The 22724-nt window shown below is 40.7% G+C and carries 20 protein-coding genes and 1 tRNA gene; 12 read left to right on the top strand and 9 right to left on the bottom strand.

What is annotated here, in order from left to right; genetic code table 11:
• Nucleotides 1–84: 84 nt before the first annotated feature.
• The 9 genes from RCZ04_RS00390 (at nucleotide 85) to RCZ04_RS00350 (ending at nucleotide 6219) form a co-directional block, all read left to right on the top strand.
• Nucleotides 85–846: a TatD family hydrolase gene (locus RCZ04_RS00390; protein WP_460483949.1), complete on the top strand. Its 762-nt coding sequence runs from the start codon at nucleotides 85–87 to the stop codon at nucleotides 844–846.
• A 72-nt stretch (nucleotides 847–918) separates the two neighbouring features.
• Complete coding sequence (locus RCZ04_RS00385; protein ID WP_460483948.1) at nucleotides 919–2049, top strand: lysophospholipid acyltransferase family protein; 1131 nt, start codon at nucleotides 919–921, stop codon at nucleotides 2047–2049.
• Nucleotides 2039–3067, top strand: coding sequence for an asparaginase (locus RCZ04_RS00380; RefSeq protein ID WP_460483947.1), 1029 nt, complete (start codon nucleotides 2039–2041; stop codon nucleotides 3065–3067). The genes RCZ04_RS00385 and RCZ04_RS00380 overlap by 11 nt, the downstream gene beginning before the upstream one ends.
• Before the next feature lie 69 nt (nucleotides 3068–3136).
• Nucleotides 3137–3224 (top strand) — tRNA-Ser (locus tag RCZ04_RS00375).
• A gap of 64 nt (nucleotides 3225–3288) precedes the next feature.
• Nucleotides 3289–4020 (top strand): MotA/TolQ/ExbB proton channel family protein, encoded by a 732-nt coding sequence (locus RCZ04_RS00370; protein ID WP_460483946.1) that lies wholly within the window; start codon nucleotides 3289–3291, stop codon nucleotides 4018–4020.
• A gap of 28 nt (nucleotides 4021–4048) precedes the next feature.
• Nucleotides 4049–4480 carry a hypothetical protein gene (locus tag RCZ04_RS00365; RefSeq protein ID WP_460483945.1) on the top strand — a complete coding sequence of 144 codons (432 nt, stop codon included), beginning with the start codon at nucleotides 4049–4051 and terminating at the stop codon, nucleotides 4478–4480.
• Nucleotides 4481–4486: 6 nt separating this feature from the next.
• A complete protein-coding gene (locus RCZ04_RS00360) occupies nucleotides 4487–5101 on the top strand; it encodes an ExbD/TolR family protein (protein ID WP_460483944.1) in 615 nt (204 codons plus the stop codon).
• Nucleotides 5102–5113: 12 nt separating this feature from the next.
• The gene (locus tag RCZ04_RS00355) at nucleotides 5114–5593 is read left to right on the top strand and encodes an ExbD/TolR family protein (protein WP_460483943.1); all 480 of its coding nucleotides are present in this window, start codon (nucleotides 5114–5116) and stop codon (nucleotides 5591–5593) included.
• Nucleotides 5594–5712: 119 nt separating this feature from the next.
• The gene (locus RCZ04_RS00350) at nucleotides 5713–6219 is read left to right on the top strand and encodes a hypothetical protein (protein ID WP_460483942.1); all 507 of its coding nucleotides are present in this window, start codon (nucleotides 5713–5715) and stop codon (nucleotides 6217–6219) included.
• Nucleotides 6220–6263: 44 nt separating this feature from the next.
• On the opposite strand, the gene RCZ04_RS00345 is transcribed toward RCZ04_RS00350, so the two are convergent.
• Nucleotides 6264–8549, bottom strand: a complete 2286-nt coding sequence (locus RCZ04_RS00345) for a helix-turn-helix domain-containing protein (protein ID WP_460484066.1) — start codon at nucleotides 8547–8549, stop codon at nucleotides 6264–6266.
• Nucleotides 8550–8864: 315 nt separating this feature from the next.
• On the opposite strand from RCZ04_RS00345, the gene RCZ04_RS00340 reads away from it, so the two are divergent.
• Nucleotides 8865–10289, top strand: coding sequence for a Gfo/Idh/MocA family protein (locus RCZ04_RS00340; RefSeq protein ID WP_460483941.1), 1425 nt, complete (start codon nucleotides 8865–8867; stop codon nucleotides 10287–10289).
• A gap of 82 nt (nucleotides 10290–10371) precedes the next feature.
• The gene (locus RCZ04_RS00335; RefSeq protein ID WP_460483940.1) at nucleotides 10372–11457 is read left to right on the top strand and encodes an ATP-binding protein; all 1086 of its coding nucleotides are present in this window, start codon (nucleotides 10372–10374) and stop codon (nucleotides 11455–11457) included.
• Between the two features lie 6 nt (nucleotides 11458–11463).
• Here the strand turns inward: RCZ04_RS00335 and RCZ04_RS00330 are convergent, their stop codons facing one another.
• Together RCZ04_RS00330 and RCZ04_RS00325 are read right to left on the bottom strand one after the other, a co-directional pair.
• A complete protein-coding gene (locus RCZ04_RS00330) occupies nucleotides 11464–12132 on the bottom strand; it encodes a hypothetical protein (RefSeq protein ID WP_460483939.1) in 669 nt (222 codons plus the stop codon).
• A complete protein-coding gene (locus tag RCZ04_RS00325) occupies nucleotides 12129–13175 on the bottom strand; it encodes a WD40/YVTN/BNR-like repeat-containing protein (RefSeq protein ID WP_460483938.1) in 1047 nt (348 codons plus the stop codon). The genes RCZ04_RS00330 and RCZ04_RS00325 overlap by 4 nt, the downstream gene beginning before the upstream one ends.
• Nucleotides 13176–13285: 110 nt before the next feature.
• Here RCZ04_RS00325 and RCZ04_RS00320 point away from each other — a divergent pair, with 110 nt between their 5' ends.
• Nucleotides 13286–14008: an AAA family ATPase gene (locus RCZ04_RS00320; RefSeq protein ID WP_460483937.1), complete on the top strand. Its 723-nt coding sequence runs from the start codon at nucleotides 13286–13288 to the stop codon at nucleotides 14006–14008.
• On the opposite strand, the gene RCZ04_RS00315 is transcribed toward RCZ04_RS00320, so the two are convergent.
• From RCZ04_RS00315 to RCZ04_RS00290, 6 genes are all read right to left on the bottom strand, one after another.
• Entirely contained in the window at nucleotides 14005–17196 is a 3192-nt protein-coding gene (locus tag RCZ04_RS00315) for a UvrD-helicase domain-containing protein (protein WP_460483936.1), read from the bottom strand. The genes RCZ04_RS00320 and RCZ04_RS00315 overlap by 4 nt on opposite strands.
• Before the next feature lie 16 nt (nucleotides 17197–17212).
• Nucleotides 17213–19291 carry a TonB-dependent receptor gene (locus RCZ04_RS00310; RefSeq protein ID WP_460483935.1) on the bottom strand — a complete coding sequence of 693 codons (2079 nt, stop codon included), beginning with the start codon at nucleotides 19289–19291 and terminating at the stop codon, nucleotides 17213–17215.
• A 13-nt stretch (nucleotides 19292–19304) separates the two neighbouring features.
• A complete protein-coding gene (locus tag RCZ04_RS00305) occupies nucleotides 19305–19928 on the bottom strand; it encodes a PBECR3 domain-containing polyvalent protein (RefSeq protein WP_460483934.1) in 624 nt (207 codons plus the stop codon).
• A gap of 4 nt (nucleotides 19929–19932) precedes the next feature.
• Nucleotides 19933–20148: a hypothetical protein gene (locus tag RCZ04_RS00300; RefSeq protein WP_460483933.1), complete on the bottom strand. Its 216-nt coding sequence runs from the start codon at nucleotides 20146–20148 to the stop codon at nucleotides 19933–19935.
• Nucleotides 20149–20187: 39 nt separating this feature from the next.
• A complete protein-coding gene (locus tag RCZ04_RS00295) occupies nucleotides 20188–21459 on the bottom strand; it encodes an adenylosuccinate synthetase (RefSeq protein ID WP_460483932.1) in 1272 nt (423 codons plus the stop codon).
• A 166-nt stretch (nucleotides 21460–21625) separates the two neighbouring features.
• On the bottom strand, nucleotides 21626–22099 hold the full coding sequence (locus RCZ04_RS00290) for a Fur family transcriptional regulator (RefSeq protein ID WP_460483931.1): 474 nt from the start codon (nucleotides 22097–22099) through the stop codon (nucleotides 21626–21628).
• Between the last annotated feature and the right edge of the window lie 625 nt (nucleotides 22100–22724).

Raw genomic sequence — 22724 nt, 5'->3', positions numbered from 1 at the left:
GAAATATTGGTTATTAGGAGTTTCATTTGTGATGTATTTAACCTATATTATAAGTAACTACTAAAAACTAAAAACTGACGACTAATGACGGATACACACACTCACTTATATTCAGAAGAATTTGATAGCGATCGTTCTACAATGATTGCACGTGCACAAGCAGTAGGGGTAACTCGTTGCTTTATTCCTGCGATTGATGCGAGCTACACTCAGCGTATGTTCCAGTTGAAAAACGATTATCCTAACTACGTTTTCCTAATGAACGGTCTGCACCCTTGTAGTGTGAAGGAAGACTACCGCGAAGAACTTGCACACGTTGAGAGTTTAATGAAGGTGCATCCTTTTTGCGCCATTGGAGAAATAGGCATCGACCTCTATTGGGATAAGACTTTCCTCAAAGAGCAACAGGAAGCTTTTCAGTGGCAAATACAGTTGGCTAAAAAGCATCAGTTGCCTATTGTTATTCACTGTCGGGAGGCTTTCGACGAAGTGTTTGAGGTTTTAGAATCCGAAAAAAGTGACGACCTTTTTGGTATCTTTCACTGTTTTACAGGTACCGAAGAACAAGCTCATCGCGCGATTGGTTACGGATTGCATCTGGGTATTGGCGGAGTAGTAACTTTTAAGAACGGAAAAATAGACCAGTTTTTAAAAAATATAGATTTACAGCATATTGTTTTGGAAACTGACTCGCCTTATTTAGCACCTGTACCTTACCGCGGGAAACGCAATGAAAGTGCTTATATAGTGAAAGTTGTAGAGAAGTTATCAGATATATATGCATTGCCTGAAAGCGAGATTGTACGTCTTACTGATGTCAATGCTACAAAAATATTTAACATTTAATTAGGTATTATCAAATATATTTCGTTACTTTGCCTTTTGTTATCTAAAACAAGAGAAAATAGAGTATCTGAAATGACCGATTATTTCAAGTCCATACGTCCGTTTAACGACAACGAAGTGTCACGTGCTTTGTCGCAAATCAAAGATAATCCTTTGATTCAAGCGATGATGGTTTATGCATTTCCTGACGAAAGTCCCGAAGAGCGAGAACGGCGATTGCTTGCTTGCCAGAAGGTGTCAGATTTTCAGGTGGATATAATGTATCAAGTGGTTACTAAGGCGATTGAAAAGAGTATTTCGGAATTTACTTGTGAAGGTTTTGATGCCTTAGATTCTCACAAAGCTTATGTATTTGTTTCTAATCACCGCGATATTATTTTAGATACTTCCTTGTTAAACGTTGCTCTATACGATAATCATCTCTCGATGACGGCTTCGGCTATGGGCGACAATCTGCTGAAGAAAAAGTATTTGAAGATATTAGCGATGCTCAACCGAAATATTATTATATATAGGAGTCTGCCCCCGCGTGAGGCTTTGGAACATTCTAAATTGGTATCGGAATACATTTATCACTGCATTACAGAAGAGCATCGCAATGTGTGGATCGCGCAACGAGAAGGGCGTACTAAGAACGGCGACGACCGTACCCAGCAAGGAGTTTTGAAGATGCTCACCCTTAATGCTCCCGAAGATACATCGCCTTTGCAGTACCTTAAAACACTTAATTTAGTACCAATGTCCATTTCCTATGAGTTTGACCCGACCGATGTGTTGAAGTTACCAGCACTGATCGCTCAACATAACGGGGTAGAATACGTGAAATCTAAAAAAGAGGATTTTGAAAACATCATTCAAGGCTTGTTGGGACAAAAAGGACGTGTGCATATTTCGGTAGGACAACCGCTGTACGACCAGATAGACACTATAGAAGCCACACATCAGCATCTTAACAAGCAATTGCAAGCCTTAGCTGAATGTTTGGACAGTGCTATTCATCAACAGTACAAGTTATTCCCCGCGAATTACATTGCTTATGATTTGCTGAATGACAGCTCTGTATATAAGGAATGCTATAATGAAAAAGATTTTCGACGCTTTGAACGTCGTATGAATAATCGTAGCAATTCTGACGACCTTTCACAAAAGAAGTTTTTAGAGATGTATGCCAATCCTGTAAAGAACAAGTGTGATGGAAACTAATAATTCAAAAGTGCTTCTCATCTATACAGGGGGAACTATCGGGATGATAAAGGACTACCAGACCGGTGCCTTACGCGCTTTTGAGTTCGACAATCTTTACAAGCGTATTCCTGAGCTCTCGCACTTAGATTGTGAAATCTCAGTACACTCGTTTGATAAAGTGATAGATTCCTCGGATATGAACCCGCAGCATTGGATAGAAATCGCTGAGGTGATTGAAAGAGAGTATAATCACTACGATGGTTTTGTAGTGTTGCACGGCAGTGATACGATGAGCTACTCGGCTTCGGCTTTAAGCTTTATGCTACAAGGGCTTACCAAACCTGTAATCTTTACCGGTTCACAACTGCCGATAGGTGATTTGCGCACCGATGCCAAGGAGAATCTTATTACTTCGATACAACTGGCAGCGCTGAAAGAGAAGGGCGAGTCGGTAATACAAGAAGTGGGACTTTATTTTGAGTACAAACTCTATCGAGGTAATCGCACTACCAAAATCAATGCCGAGCACTTTCAAGCCTTTGCCTCACTCAACTACCCATTATTGGTGGAAAGTGGTGTACATTTAAAGGTGATGAAAGAGAACCTATTACCTCGCAAGCGAGGAGCTACCTTAGAGGTTTGGAAAGATTTTGAAACGGATGTAGTGATTATCAAGATGTTTCCCGGTATTACAGCTTCTATACTGAATGGCATTTTCAATATTCCAAATTTGAAAGGGGTAGTATTGGAGACTTACGGTTCAGGCAATGCGCCCACTGATGAGTGGTTTGTGGAGAGTTTGCAGGCAGCTATTGATAAAGGAATACACATAGTGAATGTTACCCAGTGTTCTGGAGGAAGTGTGATGATGGGCAAATATGAGGCAAGTGAAGCTCTCAAAAAGATGGAAATTATAGACGGAAAAGACCTCACAACCGAGTCAGCAATCACAAAATTGATGCTTTTGCTTAAAAAAAATATTTCTCATAAACTATTTAAAATCAAGTTTGAAGAAAATATATCAGGAGAAATTTAGCAAAAAATTAAGAAAAAACTTGTGGGATAGAAAAATAATTTGTTACTTTGGCATTCAGAAACAGCATAGAGAGAGGTGTCCGAGTGGTCGAAGGAGTACGCCTGGAAAGTGTATATACGCCACAAGCGTATCGAGGGTTCGAATCCCTTCCTCTCTGCTTCTTTCTAGAAAAATATTATTAAACATTAAATTATCAACTAACAATTTAAAAGATTAAACAAATGAAAAAAATGTCATCTAAGCTACTTCTTGTAGCAATGTTAATTTTAAACGTGGCTATGGTTAGCGCTCAAGAAGCTACAGAAGCAGCGCAACAAAGCAAAGGCTTCCACCAAGTGTTTAAAGAGCGTTTCATTGAGGGGGGACCTATGTATATGGCTCCTATCTTGCTCTGTTTGATTATTGGTTTGGCAGTAGCTATTGAGAGAATTATTTACCTCAATATGGCAACTACCAATTCTAAGAAGTTGCTAACAGAGATTGAAGAAGCATTGGACAGCAAAGGTATTGAGGCAGCTAAAGAAGTATGCCGTAATACAAAAGGTCCTGTTGCGTCTATTTTCTATCAAGGTCTTGACCGTTCATCAGAAGGTATTGATATGGTTGAAAAATCAGTAGTATCTTACGGAGGTGTACAGATGGGACAATTGGAAAAGAACGTGTCTTGGATTTCGCTCTTTATTGCTATTGCACCGATGTTAGGATTTATGGGTACGGTAATTGGTATGATTGAAGCGTTCGATAAGATTAGTTCAGCTGGTGGTTTGGACGCATCATTGATTGCTGGTGATATTAAGGTTGCCTTGCTTACTACTGTGTTTGGTTTGATCGTTGCGATGATTTTGCAAGTATTCTACAACTATATCATTGCTAAAATAGATGCTATCGTAAATGATATGGAAGATGCTTCTATCTCGCTTATCGATCTTTTAGTAGCAAGAAAAATGAAATAATTTACTCACCCGTTAAACAACTTTAAGTATGTATAAAATAGCAAAATATGGAGCTCTTGCTTTAGGTGTGATTGGGGTAATTTTATGGATTGTTTTGTCTTTTGCTACAAACGCCGATGATCCCAATAACGGTACTATGCAAGCCTTGTTTGTGCTCACATATGTTTTATTAGGTATAGCTTTGATAGCGGTACTTGTATCAGCAGCACAAAACATTTTAGCTTCGCCAAAAGCACTCAAGAAAACGCTTATCTATACCGGCGGATTTGTGGTAGTACTTGTCTTAGCTTATGTCTTCTCTTCAGGAGCAGTGGAAGCTAATGCTAGTGATGAAGTGAAAAAAGCCAGCGAATCTGTAAGGAAATGGACAAGCACAGGTTTAATCGCTTTGTATATATTGGTAGCAGCAGCTGTAGTAGCTCTTATTGCATCCAATGTAAAAAAAGCACTAATGAGATAAAAAATTATGGCAAAACGTTCCGCACCTGAGGTAAACGCAGGTTCAATGGCTGATATTGCATTCTTGTTGTTGATATTCTTTTTAGTTACAACAACTATTGAAAGTAACTCAGGGATTACTGTAAAGTTACCTCCTAAACCACAAGAAAATACGCCACCACCTCCACCAGTAAAAGAGAAAAACGTATTGGTAGTGGTAGTGAACAAGTACAACCAGTTGTTAATAAACAACGAAGTTAAGGAACTCAAAGACGTAAAAGAAACAGCTCTCAATTTCTTGGATAACAATGGTGATGGTTCTTGTACTTACTGTAAAGGTAAAAGAGACCCTTTATCATCTGACAACCCAGATAAAGCAGTTATTTCTTTGCGTAACGACCGTGAAACTTCATATCACACTTATATAGCCGTACAAAATGAATTGATTAAGGCATATAATGAGTTACGTGAGCGTGAACGTGCACGTTTGTTCCCTAATGAAGTACCTTACGTTCAGATAGAGGAAGAATTTAACGCAGCTCGTACTCCAAAAGAAAGGAAAGATGCGTTAGAACCTAAAATCGTGAAATTACAGGAGCTATTCCCAAGGAAATTGCTTGAAACAGCACCTAAGAAACACTAAAATTAGAAGGATATGTCAAAATTTACAAAAAAGAAAAGTGGCGAAACGCCCGCTGTGTCTACGGCTTCTTTACCAGATATCATCTTTATGCTTTTGTTCTTCTTTATGACTGTAACAGAATCTAAAGATAGCGATTTGATGGTACAGAATAAGTTGCCAGTGGCAGACCAAGTGCAAAAATTGGACAAGAAAGACCCAGTTGTGTACATTTATGCAGGGAAACCACTTCCTAAGTATCAGGCTAAGTTTGGTGCAAACGCTAAAATTCAAGTGAATGATAAATTCATTGATGTTGCTGAGGTAAGCCACTATATATTGAATTATAGAGAAGGTTTACGCGACGCTTTAAAAGATGTATTTATGACCGCTTTGAAAGTAGATGCTGATACCAATATGGGATTAGTGAGTGATATACGTGAAAAATTGCAAGATGTTAATGCCTTGAAATTGACTTATATCGCTCGTGAGGGTTCTCCTTTGAATCAAAGATAATTAAGCGAAACATATTTCTGTGCTAAAAAGACTACCTTAAAAAATAGGGTAGTCTTTTTTGTTATTATCAATAAAAATATTACCTTTGCATTATTAAAACGAATTAATAGTAATTATTTATGAGAAAAATCATTTTACTTTTTGGTTTACTCCTAAGTGCAGGAGTAGCTTCAGCGCAGTCGTTTGGGGCTGGTGATGTGCAAATTAACGGAGGTCTTGGTGTTTCAGGTCCAGGAGCTATGATATATGGCTCAGTAGACGTTGGAATTACTGACGAAATAACCGTAGGAGGTGAATTGTTTTACCGTGGTAGAAATTACAATAGCGTAAGATATAACAATATAGGTATTTTAGCTACCAGTAACTATCACTTCAATAAACTTATAAGAAGACTTCCTTCAAACGTAGATTTGTACGGTGGTTTGAGTTTAGGATATTACAATTGGTCTAACGATTATAAATACGACAATTGGGATCCTTATTACGATTCAGGGCTTGCAGTACGTCTTCAAACAGGAGGGCGTTATTTCTTTACAGAAAACTTCGGTGTGAATGCTGAGTTGTTTGTAGAGCACAACTCCTTTGCCACTGGAGGTTTTAAAGCAGGTGTTACTTATAGATTTTAATAACTTAAAAAATGAAAAAAGGGACTTCCTAAGGAGTCCCTTTTTTATTGTGCTTTCTTAGCTTCTTTCAACAAGTAAGCCCTGAATAAGCGCAATTCATCCCAACTGTATTTTTCTTCTGCCTTTTCATAAAGGCTTTTTAGGGTAGTAAGTCCTTCGTCCTCCTTAAAAATTGCATTTAGTTTATTGATAGTTTCCTCAGGGAGCACTTCAGTAATAGCAATTTTATCTTGTTCTATGCATTTAGCTATATGAGAATAGATAGTAGCCTGTGATAGGGTACGTTCTTTGGCAATCTCAGCTACTGTTTTGCCTTCTTTCCAAAGCTGAAGTGTGACATCATAAGTGGAGTGTTTTTCTTTTTTAGATTTATCATCTTTTGGTGGAGGATATTCGCCGACAAAGAGTTTTTCGTTCTTTAATATATTATTTATTTTCTCAATGAGTTCAGTGTGCAAAGTTTCTAATTTGGCTGAATGTATCTTTCCCTTATCAAAAGATTGGTTTGCTTGGGCTAATTGTACCATTTGCTCTAAGCGGAAGAGTTTTTTTAGCGTTTCGGAGATGTTATTGTCTAACTCTTTCAGTTCGGTGAAAAACTGTTTTACTTTTTTCTGGTTAGCTATCTTTCCTTCTACTAATAGCACCTCATACCACAATTGCTCTAAGAGCGGTGTGAAATAGGTTATCGCTTTGGCTACACGTTCGAAAATATGCTGAATATCGGTTGTGTTATTAAAGAGTGTTTTGAGTTGCTTGCTGAATTTCTCAGAAACAGTAACCAATTCTTGCACCTTTACTAACTGCTGACCCGCCCAATCTTTATATAGGTTTTTATTACCAATTTCACCTGAATAGCTGTTGCGGTGTAATACCCATTCTTCTAAGAGAGTGTTCCACTGAAAAGTGTTTAGTATATTCTCCTGCAAGAATTCGGTTTTACCTGTATAACAAGCAGTTTGCACTTCCTTTTCAGAGGCTTTGTTCTCAGCATAACCTACCACTTCGCCATCGTTGTTAATACCATTAGCACTTACTGACGATAGCAAGACCAAACCTTCTAACGAACGCAGGCGCGAGAATGCCACATAGGCTTGCCCTGAGGCGAAAACGCTTGCCAAATCTAAAATAGCTTTCTCAAAAGTAAGTCCTTGACTTTTGTGTATGGTGATTGCCCACGCTAAGCGCAGTGGATATTGGGTAAATGAGCCCAAGCGCTCTTCTTCTATATCTTTGGTAGTTTCGTTCAGTTTATAACGCACGTTTTCCCATTCGTAGCGTTCGACATTTATGACCTTACCACCGTCTAATTTCACTGTAATTTCTTTTTCGGCGAGAGATACTACAGTACCCATCTTTCCGTTGAAAAACAAGTGTTCTCCTGAATTATCGTTTTTGATGAACATCACTCTTGCACCTTCTTTTAGCTGAATAACTTTCTCAATAGGGTAGAGGTATTCTGGGAAATCATCAACAATATCAGCCTCATAAGAAAATAGGGGAGAGGAGAGCTTACTCATTTCTCGTTGGTTCATAGCATCGGCTTTGGCGTTGTGAGTGGTAAGAGTGATGTAATCGTTCTGGTGTTTTTTATGAAAATCTGGCTGTACATACTTTTCTAACTGTTTGATATCCTTAGGGGTAAGTTGGTTTTCACGTAAGTGATTTAAAATAGAGATAAACAGCTTATCAGTTTGCCGGTAAATGGTTTCAAGTTCTACGTATAGCAAAGGGTTTTGGGTTACGACTTCGGATTGAAAAAAATACATTCCTTTATAATAGTGTTTGAGTACTTCCCATTCTTCTTGTTTTACTACGGGAGGTAGCTGTAGCAAATCGCCGATGAAGAGTACTTGTACACCTCCAAAAGGTCGTTTATCTTTGCGAATAAATTGCAACATATAGTCCATTGCATCGAGTACATCGGCACGTAGCATACTTACCTCGTCTACAATTAGGAGTTCCATATTGCGAATGAGTTGCTGTTTATTTTTGTGCATTTGGAAGTGTTTGCGCAGAGAAAAACGGTTTTCGAAGCGTAGGAACTCATTTACAATAGGAGGGTTGCTGAGCGTTGGTAAGAAAGAAGCAAAAGGGAGTTGGAACATTGAATGAATAGTTACGCCCCCAGCATTGAGGGCAGCAATACCCGTAGGGGCAACTACTACCGTATTTTTATAGCAAGTATTGATGATTTTGTGTAGCAAAGTAGTTTTACCCGTTCCTGCCTTTCCTGTGAGAAATATATTTCTATTTGTTTGATTTACAAGTGTAAGAATATACTCTTCCATACCATTTGTTTGGTTGTTGTTATTTAATAACGCAAAGATACGAAACTTTTTTTAATTGGCAAATTAACAAAATTATTATGAGCTACACGGGTATTTTTTTGAAGGAATGAGGGTGGGGGTAGCTTATACAAAGCTTATAGGAAGCTTATACGAATCTTGGACGATTGTTATACAATGGCTATGTAAAGAGTTGAGAGTTAATAGTTAAGAGTACATAAAAATTTAGGTAAAAAATGCTAAAGGGCAATAATACGGGAGTGAATAAATAATTTTTTTTACTTTTCTTTTGTTACTATTAATTTTTTTTACTACTTTTGTCGCATTAATAATCAACCTTTAAAAATATTCACAGCTATGATTAAAAAAATCTATCAAGTAGCCATAGGCATTGCTGTATGTCTTGGTTTTGTAGCTTGTAATAGTAACCAAGCTACCTCTAATGAGAATAAGAGTGGAAGTTCTTATCAAATTAAAGTACCTACCCCTTCTCGTCCAGCTGGACAAACTGATGTGTTAAACCTTACTACTCCTAAAATGGACACCGTGCGTGTGGGTATCATTGGGCTTGGAATGCGTGGACATAGTGCAGTAGAACGTTATATGCACGTGCCTGGAGCTAAGGTTACTGCTCTGTGCGATATTCGCCCTGAAATGGTAGAAAAAGCACAGCAGGTGATTGAAAAGGCAGGGCATAAACGCGTAGCCCAATACACAGGTGATGAAAACGCTTGGAAAGCTTTGTGCGAACGCAAAGATGTAGACCTCGTGTACATTGTAGCCGATTGGAAGCACCACGTACCGATGGCGCTTTATGCTATGGAACACGGTAAGCACGTGGCTATAGAAGTACCTGCTGCACTTGATATGGATGAGATTTGGGCATTGATTGATATGAGCGAAAAGAAACGCTTGCACTGTATGATGCTTGAGAACTGCGTGTACGACTACTTTGAAATAACTACTCTTAATATGGCTCAACAAGGGCTATTAGGTGAAGTTATTCACGGAGAAGGTTCTTATATTCACAACTTAGATGACTTTTGGACTGAGTATTGGAACAATTGGCGTTTAGATTACAACGCTAAAAATCGTGGTGATGTATATCCTACTCACGGTATAGGTCCTGTATGTCAAGCGCTTAACATTCACCGTGGTGATAAAATGAATTATTTAGTTTCATTTGATACACATCCTTTCAGAGGCAAAGAAGTGTACAAACGTGTAACAGGCAAGGAAGATCCTAACTTCCAAAATGGAGACCTTACCATTACAATGATTAAAACAGAAAAAGGAAAGACTATCCAAATACAACACGATGTGGTAACTCCTCGCCCGTATTCACGTATGTATCAGCTTACTGGAACTAATGGATTTGCCAATAAATATCCGATAGAAGGTTATCTTATTCAGCCAGAAAGTATAGCAAAAGACGAAGTGCCTAACCACGAAAATCTTTCGGCACACAGTTTTATGCCGGAGGAAGCTAAAAAAGCAATGATGGAAAAATACAAGCCACGTATTCTTAAAGAGTTGGAAGCTAAAGCAAAAGAAGTAGGTGGTCACGGTGGTATGGACTATATAATGGATTATCGCCTGATCTACTGCTTACGCAATGGTTTGCCTTTGGATATGGACGTATATGACCTTGCTGAATGGTGTTGCTTAGCTCCTCTTTCTAAACTATCCTTAGAAAACGGTAGTGCTCCTGTAGAAATCCCCGATTTTACTCGTGGAGCTTGGAACAAACAAAAGGGATATAAACACGCATTCGCTGATTAGCAAATGAAATGTGCTACAAACTTTGCCAAAGTTTAAAACTTTGGCAAAGTTGAATCACTAAAGACTAAATATACTAACACCTATGTCAAACGTACTACGCCTTCCAGCGGAACAACTCTACGCCAAGGAATTAGAGGCTTTAAAAGAAGAGGATAAAAAACAAGAAAAACCCATAGGCTGGCAATTGTCGCCTAAAGCGGTGCTGAAATTCGTAACTGGTGGTACGGCTAGCGGGGTGGAAATTACTCCTAAGTACATTGGTCATAACCGTTTGGTGGAGATAGCCATTGCAACCTTGCTCACCGACCGTTCCTTGTTGCTCATAGGCGAACCAGGAACGGCTAAATCGTGGCTTTCCGAAAACCTGACGGCTGCTATTTGTGGTGACTCAGGCAAAGTGATTCAAGGTACGGCAGGTACTAGCGAGGAGCATATCCGCTATTCGTGGAACTACGCGATGCTATTGGCGAATGGTCCATCGCACACTGCCCTGCTCAAGTCGCCTATCTATCGCGCGATGGAAACAGGAACGGTGGCGCGCTTTGAGGAGATTTCGCGTTGTGCTTCCGAAGTGCAGGACGCGCTGATTTCGATTCTATCGGAGAAGAATATCGCCATTCCTGAGCTTAGCGAAGAACTGTATGCGCAGCGCGGTTTTTCTATTATTGCGACCGCCAACACCCGCGACCGTGGGGTGAACGAAATGTCATCGGCATTGAAACGCCGTTTTAACATCATCGTATTACCTGCACCTGCTACTTTGGAAACCGAAGTATCAATTGTTACTAAACGTGTTGCCGAGATTTCTAATAACTACAAATTACAAGCCGCCTTGCCCAGCAGTGAAGCTATTGAGAAGATTGTTACTATCTTCCGCGAATTGCGCAAAGGGGCAACTTTAGACGAAAAACAGAAACTCAAATCACCGAGTGGTGTGATTTCTACTGCCGAAGCTATTTCGCTTATCACCAATAGTATGGCATTAGCAGGCAGTTTTGGTAACGGCACTGTTACCGATGAAGATTTAGCATCAGGATTGCAAGGAGCTGTAGTAAAAGATGAAGATAAAGATAAAATGGTGTGGAAGGAATACCTTGAAAATGTAATGAAGAAACGCGGAGCATCGTGGCGTGAACTCTACAACCAATGTTCAACAATGAACAATTGATAATTATCACATTGGCAAATTGGCAAAATTGCACATTTCCACATAGTAATAAATAAGCGAATTGTATTCAGGGTGCGCTTGAATCCACTGATGCAAGATAGGTATAAAGGTGGCGATAATCTCTTTGTCGCCACTTTCTAATATACGTTTGCTATAAGCGATATAGATTTGCTCTGCCAAAGGCATTATAAGTATACCTTGGTATGACTTAGGTGCAAAATCCTCAGCGCGCAGAAACGGCATCACGTCAGTAATTACTTCCAAATATTCCTCACGATCTTTATACGCTTTGTGCAACTGCTCTGCTAAGGCAGAAAACGCTTTTGAAGGCATCGTGAAATACATACCTTTCAAATTCTCGTACAGCACATCAATAAGCGCTATTTTTCCTGTTTTGCGCAACTGTGCGAAGAACTTCACGTATTGCCAAAGCAGTTGGTCAGTGATGAGCACTTCTTCAATGCTAAAACGCAGGTCTTTGAGTGCTTGCACATATTGCAGAAAAGTGTCTAAGTCGTTTTCGGCTACTGCCCTCTTGCAAAAATCGTAATACACCCAGCCCAACGAATATTTGTTGATACTGCTATCGTTTTCCTTAAATTCCTCAAGAGCGATGCGCAACGCCTCTTCCAAGTCACCTGCTTTGCGCAAAGCCGTTACCTCACTTATCATCATTTCTTTACAACTCTAAAAAGGGTGATTTTCTCATTGCCCGAAGCAACCATAGTTTGCTCATCTACAAAGAGTAGCGCGTGATAGACTTTATCTGAAAGTTGTTGCCAGCTCCTACCTTGGTCGTTAGAGAAGAAAAGACCATTAGGCGAAGTTACCACCAGAGCATTTCCCTCACTATTAGGAATGTATTGCACACAACTGGCATAGCCAATAGCCTTGTCGGTCGCGATAGGCTGCCAAGTTTTACCCCCATCAAAAGTGAGTGCGCCAGAGCCTTTGCGCTCTGTAGGTTGTTCATAATCACCGCCGAGAACGATGCCCTGCTGGTCGTTGTAGAAAGCTATGGTGAAAGCTCCTTGAGTAGGCGAACCTTGGGCGAGAGGTAGGGTAGCGAGGTCTTGCCATTTATAGCCCTTGTTGTCAGAGAACAACACCCTGCTCTTACTGCCGCCTGTTACCACCCATAGTTTGTTGCCATAGTGCGCCAAAGCCGAGTTGCTAGCGGCGAATACACTTTCACCCTCTTCGAGTTTTGGTGATTGCGACCACGTGAGTTTCGTCCATTGTTGTCCGCCGTTGTGGGTAGTTACTACTGAGAGTCTGTTGTCGATAGGGTCACCAATAGCAATGCCAAATTGATCATCGGTAAAGAGCATAGCATCGTAGAACACGTCAGAGTGTTCCTCGCGATACACCTCCTCCATACCGTTTTGTTCCGCCTTCAACAGCAAAGCCGGATTGCCGATAGAGAGCATAAAGAAGTTTTGAGGGGTGGCAGCCACTGCACGAAAATCGGATATCACTCCTTGATTTTTGAGGTTAGAGGTCGCAATCGTCAGATTTTGTGTGTTGATAAAGCCAAAAGTAGCATCCGAGCCTGCAAAAGCTACGTTTTTCTCCAAAAGCACCATTGCCCGTACACTGATTTTCTCTAAGGGGAAAGTCTTCACCTCAGTCAGTTCAATGGTTGCACCCTCATACGGATTGGAATGCCTACACGCCCCAAGGCAAAGCAAACTAAAAAGTATCGTAATATATTTCATATCTCAGCGCGATAAAGAGAGGCAAAGATATGAATAATTAGTCAATTAGCAAATTTTTCGTATCTTTGTTGCATTAAGTCATTTTCTAATTTCTCAATTCCCTAATTACTATGTATATTCGTTCCTTAAACATCGCTACCGATAGGGTACAAGGCTTCCCCTATAACACCGAAGCTGTGCGTTATGCCAAAAATATCAACCTCGACCAACCTGTAACCTTCATTGTGGGCGACAATGGCGTAGGAAAATCGTCGCTTATTGAAGCCATTGCCTACAAACTCCACTTGGCGCGCATCAACAATACTTTGGGATTCCAAGAAGAATCATTTGAGCCCATCGCCGAGCTTGCCGAGCATTTAGAACTCAATATGATACGCGACGGTCGCGGTTTTTTCTTCCGCTCCGAAGACTTTGGCGATTACGTGATTAAGGGCAATATCTTTGAGTCGTTCAAGAGTCAGAATCCTACCTACCAGAATATGATGTTTAACTACGGGCAAAATCTCTCGTCTTTCTCACACGGTGAAGCCTTCTTACACATCATCACCCAGCGCGTAAAAAAGCAAGGTATCTACATTTTTGACGAGCCCGAAAGTGCGCTCTCTCCCCTGCATCAACTCTCACTGCTCTACCTGATACGCGAACACCTCAAAAAGGAGCGTTCACAGTTTATCATCGCTACCCATTCGCCTATCCTAATGGCAATGCCCGATGCGGTGATTTACGAAGTTACTAAGGACGGTATGCGTCCTACTCCTCTTCAGCAAGTAGAACATTATATCATCACTAAAACCTTTTTAAACAATCCTGCGGTGTATTTTAGAGAGGATTAGTGAACTCTCACCACTTCTCCTAAGTCTAAATACACTAAGTATTTGCCCTTTACTTGCCAACCTATAGCGGTTAGATCTTGTTCGTAATGGTGCAGTTGGAAACGGTATTGGTCGTTAAGCTGTCCTGTTTTGTAGTCTATGATATAGGCTTCGCGAGTGGTGGGATTGCAGGCAAGGCGGTCGGGACGGAAATAGTTGCCGTCAGCATCAATGAACTCACGCTCGGTAAAGTAAGCGTAGTCTTTGCTAAAGAAAGGTGCTAAAGTAGGATTCCTAAGCAGCTGCTCCATTTGGGGGTGCAAAAGCTCGTATTGCTCTGTTGTGAGTGTTCCCTCTTGCAAGGCATTGTCCAGTACGAGGTCGAGATCAGTAGCGTAAGTAATTTTCGAGAATAACTCGTGTATGAGGTTCCCGCGCTCTAATGCCTCTTGTTTGTGAGTATCCCATAGCAAGGAAGCTCCCGTAGCAATCTTGTAGTTCGGCTGTTGCCAACCTTTTTGGAAAGGAATGGGTAATTCAATAGCAGATTTCTCATCTTTCTTCTCTGGGAATATGGGCTTGCCAAAAGCGTACTCCACAACCTCGTCATTCCACATTTTTTGTTTTTCTAAAAATGCTTGAAAGAGCGTACCATAAGTGTCTCCCCCACGCTTGGGCAATGAAGTAATTACATATAAAAACGATTCTGGACGGGTCATTGCTACATATAGCACGTTCAGCTGGTCGAGAAGGTTCTGTTCGTGCAGTTGTTCCATCAGGAGGTCAGCACGCAGGTCGTAGTTCACTAAACTCTTGTTGGTATTGATAAGCAAATACTCAAAACCGTTAAATTGCTCTTTGTCTACGGGAAACCACAGCTTCTCGGCGTGCGAGTCAATGAGTTTACTATCGGCAAAAGCATAGATAATCACAGGGGCTGAAAGACCTTTGCTCTTGTGAACCGTCATCACAGTAATGGCGTTCAAACCTTCGGGAGAACTGATACTCAGCTTCTCTTGCTGGTCGTCCCAGAACTCTAAAAAGTCTGATAAACCTCCTTTACGCGCATTCTTAAAATCGAATACGATGTCCATAAAGTCGGTAAGATAAGCGTCTGACGTGCGAGCGAGGTCAAAACAATTCACTGCCAAAGCTACTCCTTCGTATAGCGAATACTGGTTGAACTGTTCCATTGAGAATTGAAACTCAGCGAAGAACTCGTTTACGTCCTTGGATACGTATTGGCTGAGGAATAGGTGAGGGTCGGTTATATTTTTTAAGCGTATGTAATCAAATAGCAATTGTAGTTTGAGTTCCTCACTTTCGGGGTAATAGAGTAAGCGCAGTAAGGTTACGAGAAACTGTACTGAAGCCACGTTCTTCAGCAAGAGTGAATCAGGAGAGATAACTTTCCTATCGTGCTGAGCTAAAAAAGACGCTACAGCTGCTCCTTCGCGGTTAGTACGCACTAATACGGTAATATCCTTATCGGTAGCTCCTGAGCGGTTTGCGTGCTCAATCTTCTCCAAAATAGTTTCACAATAAATGCGTTCACGAGGCGAAAGCGCATTTTCAACCGTAAGTGTATCGTTATCTTCTTCTGTTAATTCTTCTTCATTGCCTATTTCCACAAATGATAAATTCAGATAACCTTCGGGCAAACCTTTACTTTTCTTGCTGTCGGGATAGAATTGCACAGCGTTTTCATAGAGCTTTTTGTATGACTCACTTTGGAATTGTTGGGCTACAAAGCTAAAAAAATGATTGTTGAAATTAATGATAGTCTCTAAACTGCGAAAATTGTCCTGAAGATCTCTTACTTCTCCCTTGATGAAAAAAGGGTTTACCTCATTGTTATACAGACTCATAAACTGTTCTGCTTTTCCTCCTCGCCAGCGGTAAATTGATTGTTTGGCATCGCCTACGAGTAATACCGAACCTCTCTCTTTGTTCACTTCACTTTGTACGGCATTGAGGATAAGCGGTATGAAGTTTTGCCATTGCAATATTGAGGTGTCCTGAAACTCATCAATAAAATAATGTCTAAACTTCTCGCCTATGCGCTCATAGATAAAGGGTGCAGGTTGGTTACTGAGTTCTGATGAAATCACCCCGTTGAACTCCCATATAGGTAAAATGTTTTCTTCTTCTTTAAGTTTTTCTACTTCCTGCTGAATGCGATTCAGTAATGCCAAAGGCGCAACGTATCTCAAAGCATTACTCATAAAAGCAATGGTGCCAAATCCTTTCCGTACGTTTAAAAAGAGCTCGGTAATAGTGTCTTGTAAGCTATCGATAAGAGCAGTATCGTATTTCTTAGCGGCTGTATCGGAATAAAGAGGTTCGCCTGCTAAGAGATTGTTTTGCCAACCACTACCCCACGTGGGCTCTTTAGTACTGTCTAAGGTAAGTTTCTCGAAGAAATCGTATAAAGATCCTCTGTTAAAAGCTTTTCTGTCTAAACCATTCTCCTTCATCAATTGCATAAAGTCGTTAGCCGAAGTCTTTATCGTGTTTAGCGCCTCAGTCCGTTGTTTGAGCAGAGTGTTTTTGAGGGCTCGGAAGTCTGATAACTCTTTGTCTTTTAGTGATTGCAGTGGCTTATAATGGTTTTCGTCAGTAAGCATTTCAGCAACGCCAAGCAGTTCTTGAGAGGTATCCCAACTCTTGTCGTCGTCAATCTTTTCGTTAGAGAAGTCTATAAGCCATTGGGTAAGTTCAGGGTCTTCGCCTGCCTTGCTCATCAAATTGTCTACCGCTCGCTCTAATAGTGTTTTGTTATCTAACTGTACCTCAAAAAAGGGATTTAAGTGCAAATCGTGTGAAAACCTACGAATCAATTGGTGGTTAAAGCCATCTATCGTACTGATATTAAAAGCAGCGTAGTTGTGCAGTATATGCTCCAACGTCTTAGCCGAACGGTCTTGCAATTCCTTTTCAGGAAGTTTCAGCTCGTTTGCTAATTCCGTAAACATAGGGTGCGGGTCGTACAGCATTTTGTCTTCACTGAATATGCCCAACAGCTCAATAATGCGGTTCTTCATTTCAAAAACTGCCTTATTAGTAAAGGTAATAGCGAGTAACTGCCTAAAATAGTCGGGGTATTTACTGCTGAGAATGATACTCAAATATGCCTTCACAAGACTATAAGTCTTTCCAGACCCCGCCGAAGCATTGTATATAGTATAATTTGCTGAAGATGTATTCATTTTTTTACCTTTTACCTTAAAACTGCGCAGCAGGAGCGGTATCGTTATTGAGCTTCTTGTCGATGGTGTTGTTCTTCCCTTTGGAGAAATCGTAGCTAAGTCCCAACACAAACATATTACGGTTATTCTCTATGTAGGTATAACTGTGCTGGTTTACCAAACCTTCGTAACTGCTTTTCATCTTGTATTCTGAAGGCATACCCAACCAAAATACGCCACCTTTGAGTGTCCAATTGCCTAATTGGTATTCCACAAAAATATCATTGCTGTTTTCATAAGTACGCATTACCTTTCCTGCGATGTAGTAGATAGGATAGTTAAAAGTGTAGTCTATTCGCAAATCGTTATAGGTAAAGGTAAGCGATAGGTTGTTGTCGATATAATCATTACGCACTCTTAATCCTGCCTCAGTAACCAAGGTCTCTCGGGTAGGGGCAATATTGGCTGAAAATACAAATAGCTCATTCTTCAAAGGCTTAAAACTGCCGTCTAATGAAAAACCAAACTCCTCGTGATATTTGCTGTTCTCATAAGTATTGAGCAGTCCATTGCGGGTGGGGTCATTTACATAAATGTCAGTAATTACCCTGCGGGTTGTTTTGTAGAAGGGTTGTAGGTTAAAATCTGTGTAGTCGTTGTTGAAAGTGTAAGAGAGTCCAGCCCAGAATATGTGCTGTGATTTGAGATAAGGATTTCCTGTTTGCAAGATATTCGGTGCTTCCTGTTCAATATTGCTACTGAGTTCCGCACTACGCGGACTGCGGGGTACATAGTAACTCGTGAGTCGCAAACTCTGGTTGTTAGCGAGTTCATAACCTAACACCACCTTGGGAGTAAATACCCATTCGGTAAAAGTGTTTTCGGCACTGCGGTTGTGCGTATAGGTAAGTCCTGCGCTGGCTCTATACATAAAATTAGCCTTTTTGCCTACAAACTCGGTGTACATATATTGGTCGGTATAAGCTACGTTGTAATCCGAAGCTCCTGCCAAATTGCGCAAATCGTTGTCGATAAACGTACTACTAATGCGGTAACCCGAATTGAGTTTGCCAAAGTCAAACTGGTGAGTGTGCGCTACTTCACCTACCCAACCGCGCTGTTTCACTTTCAAATCCATATCGTCGTCGTACACGCTTCGCTGGGTGGCAGTTTCCCATTCCTTTGAGAGGTTGGCTCTGGTAGTGTTGTAATAGCTCCCTACGGCGTTCACGCTCAACTCATCGCGTTTGCTTAGTTTCTTTGAGAAGTAAAGGTCTATTTTGGGGCGTAGCCAATGGTCGTGACTTTTTCCTGCTAAAGTGTGATGATTTACGGTTGTGCCTTGTGTAAAGAGGTTCACGCCATTGCTATAAGACGAGCGATTTACTAATTCCATTTCAGCTTTCGCTTGAAAACTGTAGTTTTGTGGTGCTACCACTCCATAACGCACCGAAGTGTTGTGAGAGTTGTATTCAAATCCTGATTTAGAGCGTTGGTCATTCGCATAACGCCTGCCCGATAGTTCGTAATCGGAGTGTTTTTCATAGTATCTATCGTTATAATCGCGAAAACTGAGTTGGTATTCTACTCCTAAGGTATGCTTACCCTTAGTGTAATTGCCATAAGCCGAAGCATCTACAAAGCCTGTGGTAAGAGCCGAAAGCGCATCAATACCTAACGAATAGCCCTCTTCAGCCGAACGTGTGATAATGTCTACCACAGTATCAGCTCTGTTGCTCCAGCGTGCTGGCAGAATATCGTAATAGTCGATGCGTGCTACATTTTGAGGCGCAATACCCCGTATTTGCAAATCAGTTGCTTCTACACCATTCACCAATACCAAGAGCGTACCTCTTTTGAGGGTCGCAATCTGGTTGGTTACAGGGTTGAGGTGCAGGTTAGGCAAACTGCGCAAGAGGTCTTTAGCATAGCGCGCTTGCTCCACAGCTTTCTTTTCAAAGGTGAAACTGGCTTTATCAGTGTACTGTGTTTTGCGTTGAGCCTTTACAATTACTTCATTGAGGACGATAGTATCTAAGGGCGCATCAGGTACAACCTCTTGTGCGGTAGTGTTTAAAAAGCAGATGAATAGTAAGGTGGTTAAAAGGTGTTTCATAGAATTAGCAAAATTATTTGTCTGAATATTTGGTGAAATCCAAAAGATGTTGTACCTTTGCATTTGAAGATGAGTTAAAGTCATAGACTCGCTGGGCTAATAACCTAGATGCGTTATCGGACGTGTTGAGTAAGGACTTTAACTCATCTTTTATTATGTTTTCTTCTGACTTCACACTGTTGTACATTGTCTTTAATCGTAGTTTATTATTTTTGCTTCCAAAGATTTCTACTACCACAAGAGTACTATCAGCTTGTCTTTTTAGAAATAAATAGGTTTCAGCTTGATGTTTTTTAATATATCCTAATGCTATAATTTTGTCAGGATGATCCAAAATATCTACAATACTTTCTATTTCAGTATCAGTAAGAGGGTGTCCCTGATGAGTAGCTTTTTCATTTTCGCCGTAATGTCTATCAAAAATGTGCTTCAATTCCGATGGGTTAATGGCAACATAAGCAATTGGATAGCGAAAATGAATATCGGAAATAGAGTTTAAGATAATCATCGCCTCAGGCGTTAACGTAGCAATAAGATAATCTTTAGCTTCTACTTTTTCAGTTTTTACTTTATTAAATAATGATAGTACAAATGATCTGACTTTTTGCTTCAAATCTGTTACACTTTGATAGTTCATCAGTTTATAGATAGCAAATTGTTCGTGCTCTTTTTCGAACTTCAGTATAAAGTTTTAACAATCCGTTATTAGCTTGCTCAATGCTGCCTCTTTCTATCAATGCTAATTGCGCTTCTGTAAAATGCGTTTCACTTCTTTCAAAAGGAATCTGCTTTTCCTTGAGCCATTCTTCTACTAACAATTGCTCTTCAGTGTTCAAAGGTTGTATTAAGATATTCATAGATCATTTATTATATAACTTCCTAAATTACCTAATACTCTACCGGATAATCGTCTGAGTTCTATCAGGTCCCACCGATACTACTTTAATAGGCACTTCCAATTCCTTCTCCAAGAAACTGATGTAATCCAATAATTCCTTAGGCAGTTGTTGGTAGTCAGTAAGCTTAGTCAGGTCTTGTTGCCAGCCTTTGAGTTCCGTATATACGGGCGTTACGTTCTGTTCTTCTATATTGTAAGGCAAATGCTTGATTTCTTTTCCTTTGTAAAGGTAAGACGTACATACTTTCAGCGTCTCAAAACCACTGAGCACATCGGCTTTCATCATTATGAGTTCGGTTACGCCATTCACTTGCACGGCGTACTTGAGAGCTACCAAATCAAGCCAACCACAACGGCGACGCCTGCCGGTAGTCGCACCAAATTCCCGCCCTACTTGGGTCATCGTTTCGCCCACTTCGTCAAAAAGTTCAGTAGGGAAAGGTCCACTGCCCACACGGGTGGTATAAGCCTTAAAGATACCTATCACCTCACCAATACTGCGAGGGGCAACACCTAAGCCCGTACAAGCTCCAGCAGCCGTTGTGTTCGACGAGGTAACAAACGGATAGGTACCAAAATCAATGTCGAGCATAGAACCTTGTGCCCCTTCAGCCAGTATCTTTTTGCCCTTCTTGAGCGCTTGATAAAGGTATTCTTCACTGTCGATAAGCTGAAACTCTTTCAGCACTTTTATAGCTTCAAAAAACTCCGCTTCCAATTCTCGTAGGTTATATTGTATATCTACCTTGTAGTTAGCAAGCATTTCCTCGTGTTTATCAGTGAGGTTGCGATAACGCTCGTTGAAGTCGTCAAGCTCTATATCGCCTACGCGTAAGCCATTACGACCCGTTTTATCCATATACGTAGGTCCTATACCTTTGAGAGTAGAGCCAATTTTAGCCTTCCCTTTAGCAGCTTCCGAAGCAGCATCAAGCAAGCGGTGGGTAGGCAAGATAAGGTGTGCTTTACGCGAAATGAGCAGATGCTGTTTTAAATTCACCTCATAAGGAGCGAGGGCATCTATTTCTTTTTTGAAGATAATAGGGTCAATCACCACCCCATTGCCGATGATATTCACCGCATCTTTGTGGAAGATACCCGAGGGGATAGTGTGTAACACGTGCTTAATGCCATTGAACTCAAGCGTGTGCCCCGCGTTAGGACCTCCTTGAAAGCGCGCAATAATGTCGTAGTTTTGGGTAAGGACGTCTACAATTTTCCCTTTTCCTTCGTCTCCCCACTGAAGACCTAATAATAAATCTACTGCCATAATTTATGTTGATTTTTTGTCTTTTTAATCTATCTTCCTAAAGAGCAATCCAATAAGTCTAAACAGTCGCTTCTCAGGTATGAATTCCCCCTTTGGAGGGGGGAGGGGGAGGTAATTCCCCCCCTCAGCTACTTTCAAACAAACCTCCTCTTCAAATGGTGTAAGATTATTCCTCTTTCTTCTTTGTACCGTAAAAATAAAGAGAGTGATTGCTAATATTAATGTTAAAAACTTCTTCTATAGTCTTCTGTATCGCCTGAATACGAGGGTCGCAAAACTCCACAATCTCACCCGTATCAGTAAGAATTACGTGGTCGTGCTGGCGGTCAAAATACGATTTCTCGTAATACGCTTGGTTTTGTCCAAACTGGTGTTTGCGCACTAATCCACATTCCAGCAAAAGCTCAATCGTGTTGTAAAGCGTCGCTCTACTTACCCGATACTTTTTCTCTTTCATATTTTCATAGAGTGTTTCTATGTCAAAATGGTCGTTGTATTCGTAAATCTCCTTCACAATCGCATAGCGTTCAGGGGTTTTACGGTGTCCGTTGTCTTCCAAGTATTTGGTAAGCACCTTTTTAACAATCTCCAAATTCTCTTCCGAAGTATTTTTTTTATGTTTCTCAGCTATATTTTCCATATATTCAAAATATGTTTTTCATTAAAGGGCAAAAGTAATATTAATTCTTCAGATAACAAAATACTATTATCATTTTCTCATAAAATGCACTTCAATACTTTATCTTAACGTCATCTTATTGCCGTCTTAGCTTCGTTCTTCCTTCGCCTTTGCGTCGCAACACTCCCCCTTTGAAGGAAGTCTGCGAGAGCAGAGTATGTGAATAGGGGGAGGTCTTATTCTTCATTCCTTCATCATTTTTCTATCCACCCTTGTAGCTCCCACCGTCTTTCCGTCACAACACTCCCCCTCTCTGAGGGGGTTAGGGGGAGGTCTTATTCTTCATACCTTCGTCAATCCTTTATCTACCTGTGTTTTCCACCGTCTTTCCGTCACAACACTCCCCCTTTGAAGGAAGTCTGCGAGAGCAGAGTATGTGAATAGGGGGGATGTTTTATTTTTCATTCCTTCGTCATTCTTTTATCCACCCCTGTAGCTCGCACCATCTTTGCGTCGCAACACTCCCCCTTTGAAGGGGGCTAGGGGGAGGTCTTATTCTTCATTCCTTCATCATTTCTCTACTCACCCTCGTAGTTTCCACCGTCTTTCCGTCGCCACACTCCCCCTCTCTGAGGGGATAGGGGGG

It is taken from the genome of Capnocytophaga sp. HP1101 (genome assembly GCF_054772415.1).
Note: the sequence above shows the minus strand (reverse complement) of the source record. Positions and strands in the feature narration are given on the sequence as shown.

Excerpts from the sequence above, each read along its gene's own strand:
- RCZ04_RS00355 (WP_460483943.1), top strand. The coding sequence starts at position 5,114 with ATGTCAAAATTTACAAAAAAGAAAAGTGGCGAAACGCCCGCTGTGTCT.
- RCZ04_RS00390 (WP_460483949.1), top strand. The coding sequence starts at position 85 with ATGACGGATACACACACTCACTTATATTCAGAAGAATTTGATAGCGAT.
- RCZ04_RS00370 (WP_460483946.1), top strand. The coding sequence starts at position 3,289 with ATGAAAAAAATGTCATCTAAGCTACTTCTTGTAGCAATGTTAATTTTA.
- RCZ04_RS00360 (WP_460483944.1), top strand. The coding sequence starts at position 4,487 with ATGGCAAAACGTTCCGCACCTGAGGTAAACGCAGGTTCAATGGCTGAT.
- RCZ04_RS00330 (WP_460483939.1), bottom strand. The coding sequence starts at position 12,132 with ATGATGATAAGTGAGGTAACGGCTTTGCGCAAAGCAGGTGACTTGGAA.
- RCZ04_RS00335 (WP_460483940.1), top strand. The coding sequence starts at position 10,372 with ATGTCAAACGTACTACGCCTTCCAGCGGAACAACTCTACGCCAAGGAA.
- RCZ04_RS00320 (WP_460483937.1), top strand. The coding sequence starts at position 13,286 with ATGTATATTCGTTCCTTAAACATCGCTACCGATAGGGTACAAGGCTTC.
- RCZ04_RS00315 (WP_460483936.1), bottom strand. The coding sequence starts at position 17,196 with ATGAATACATCTTCAGCAAATTATACTATATACAATGCTTCGGCGGGG.
- RCZ04_RS00325 (WP_460483938.1), bottom strand. The coding sequence starts at position 13,175 with ATGAAATATATTACGATACTTTTTAGTTTGCTTTGCCTTGGGGCGTGT.
- RCZ04_RS00365 (WP_460483945.1), top strand. The coding sequence starts at position 4,049 with ATGTATAAAATAGCAAAATATGGAGCTCTTGCTTTAGGTGTGATTGGG.
- RCZ04_RS00295 (WP_460483932.1), bottom strand. The coding sequence starts at position 21,459 with ATGGCAGTAGATTTATTATTAGGTCTTCAGTGGGGAGACGAAGGAAAA.
- RCZ04_RS00300 (WP_460483933.1), bottom strand. The coding sequence starts at position 20,148 with ATGAATATCTTAATACAACCTTTGAACACTGAAGAGCAATTGTTAGTA.
- RCZ04_RS00380 (WP_460483947.1), top strand. The coding sequence starts at position 2,039 with ATGGAAACTAATAATTCAAAAGTGCTTCTCATCTATACAGGGGGAACT.
- RCZ04_RS00290 (WP_460483931.1), bottom strand. The coding sequence starts at position 22,099 with ATGGAAAATATAGCTGAGAAACATAAAAAAAATACTTCGGAAGAGAAT.
- RCZ04_RS00310 (WP_460483935.1), bottom strand. The coding sequence starts at position 19,291 with ATGAAACACCTTTTAACCACCTTACTATTCATCTGCTTTTTAAACACT.
- RCZ04_RS00350 (WP_460483942.1), top strand. The coding sequence starts at position 5,713 with ATGAGAAAAATCATTTTACTTTTTGGTTTACTCCTAAGTGCAGGAGTA.
- RCZ04_RS00305 (WP_460483934.1), bottom strand. The coding sequence starts at position 19,928 with ATGAACTATCAAAGTGTAACAGATTTGAAGCAAAAAGTCAGATCATTT.
- RCZ04_RS00340 (WP_460483941.1), top strand. The coding sequence starts at position 8,865 with ATGATTAAAAAAATCTATCAAGTAGCCATAGGCATTGCTGTATGTCTT.
- RCZ04_RS00385 (WP_460483948.1), top strand. The coding sequence starts at position 919 with ATGACCGATTATTTCAAGTCCATACGTCCGTTTAACGACAACGAAGTG.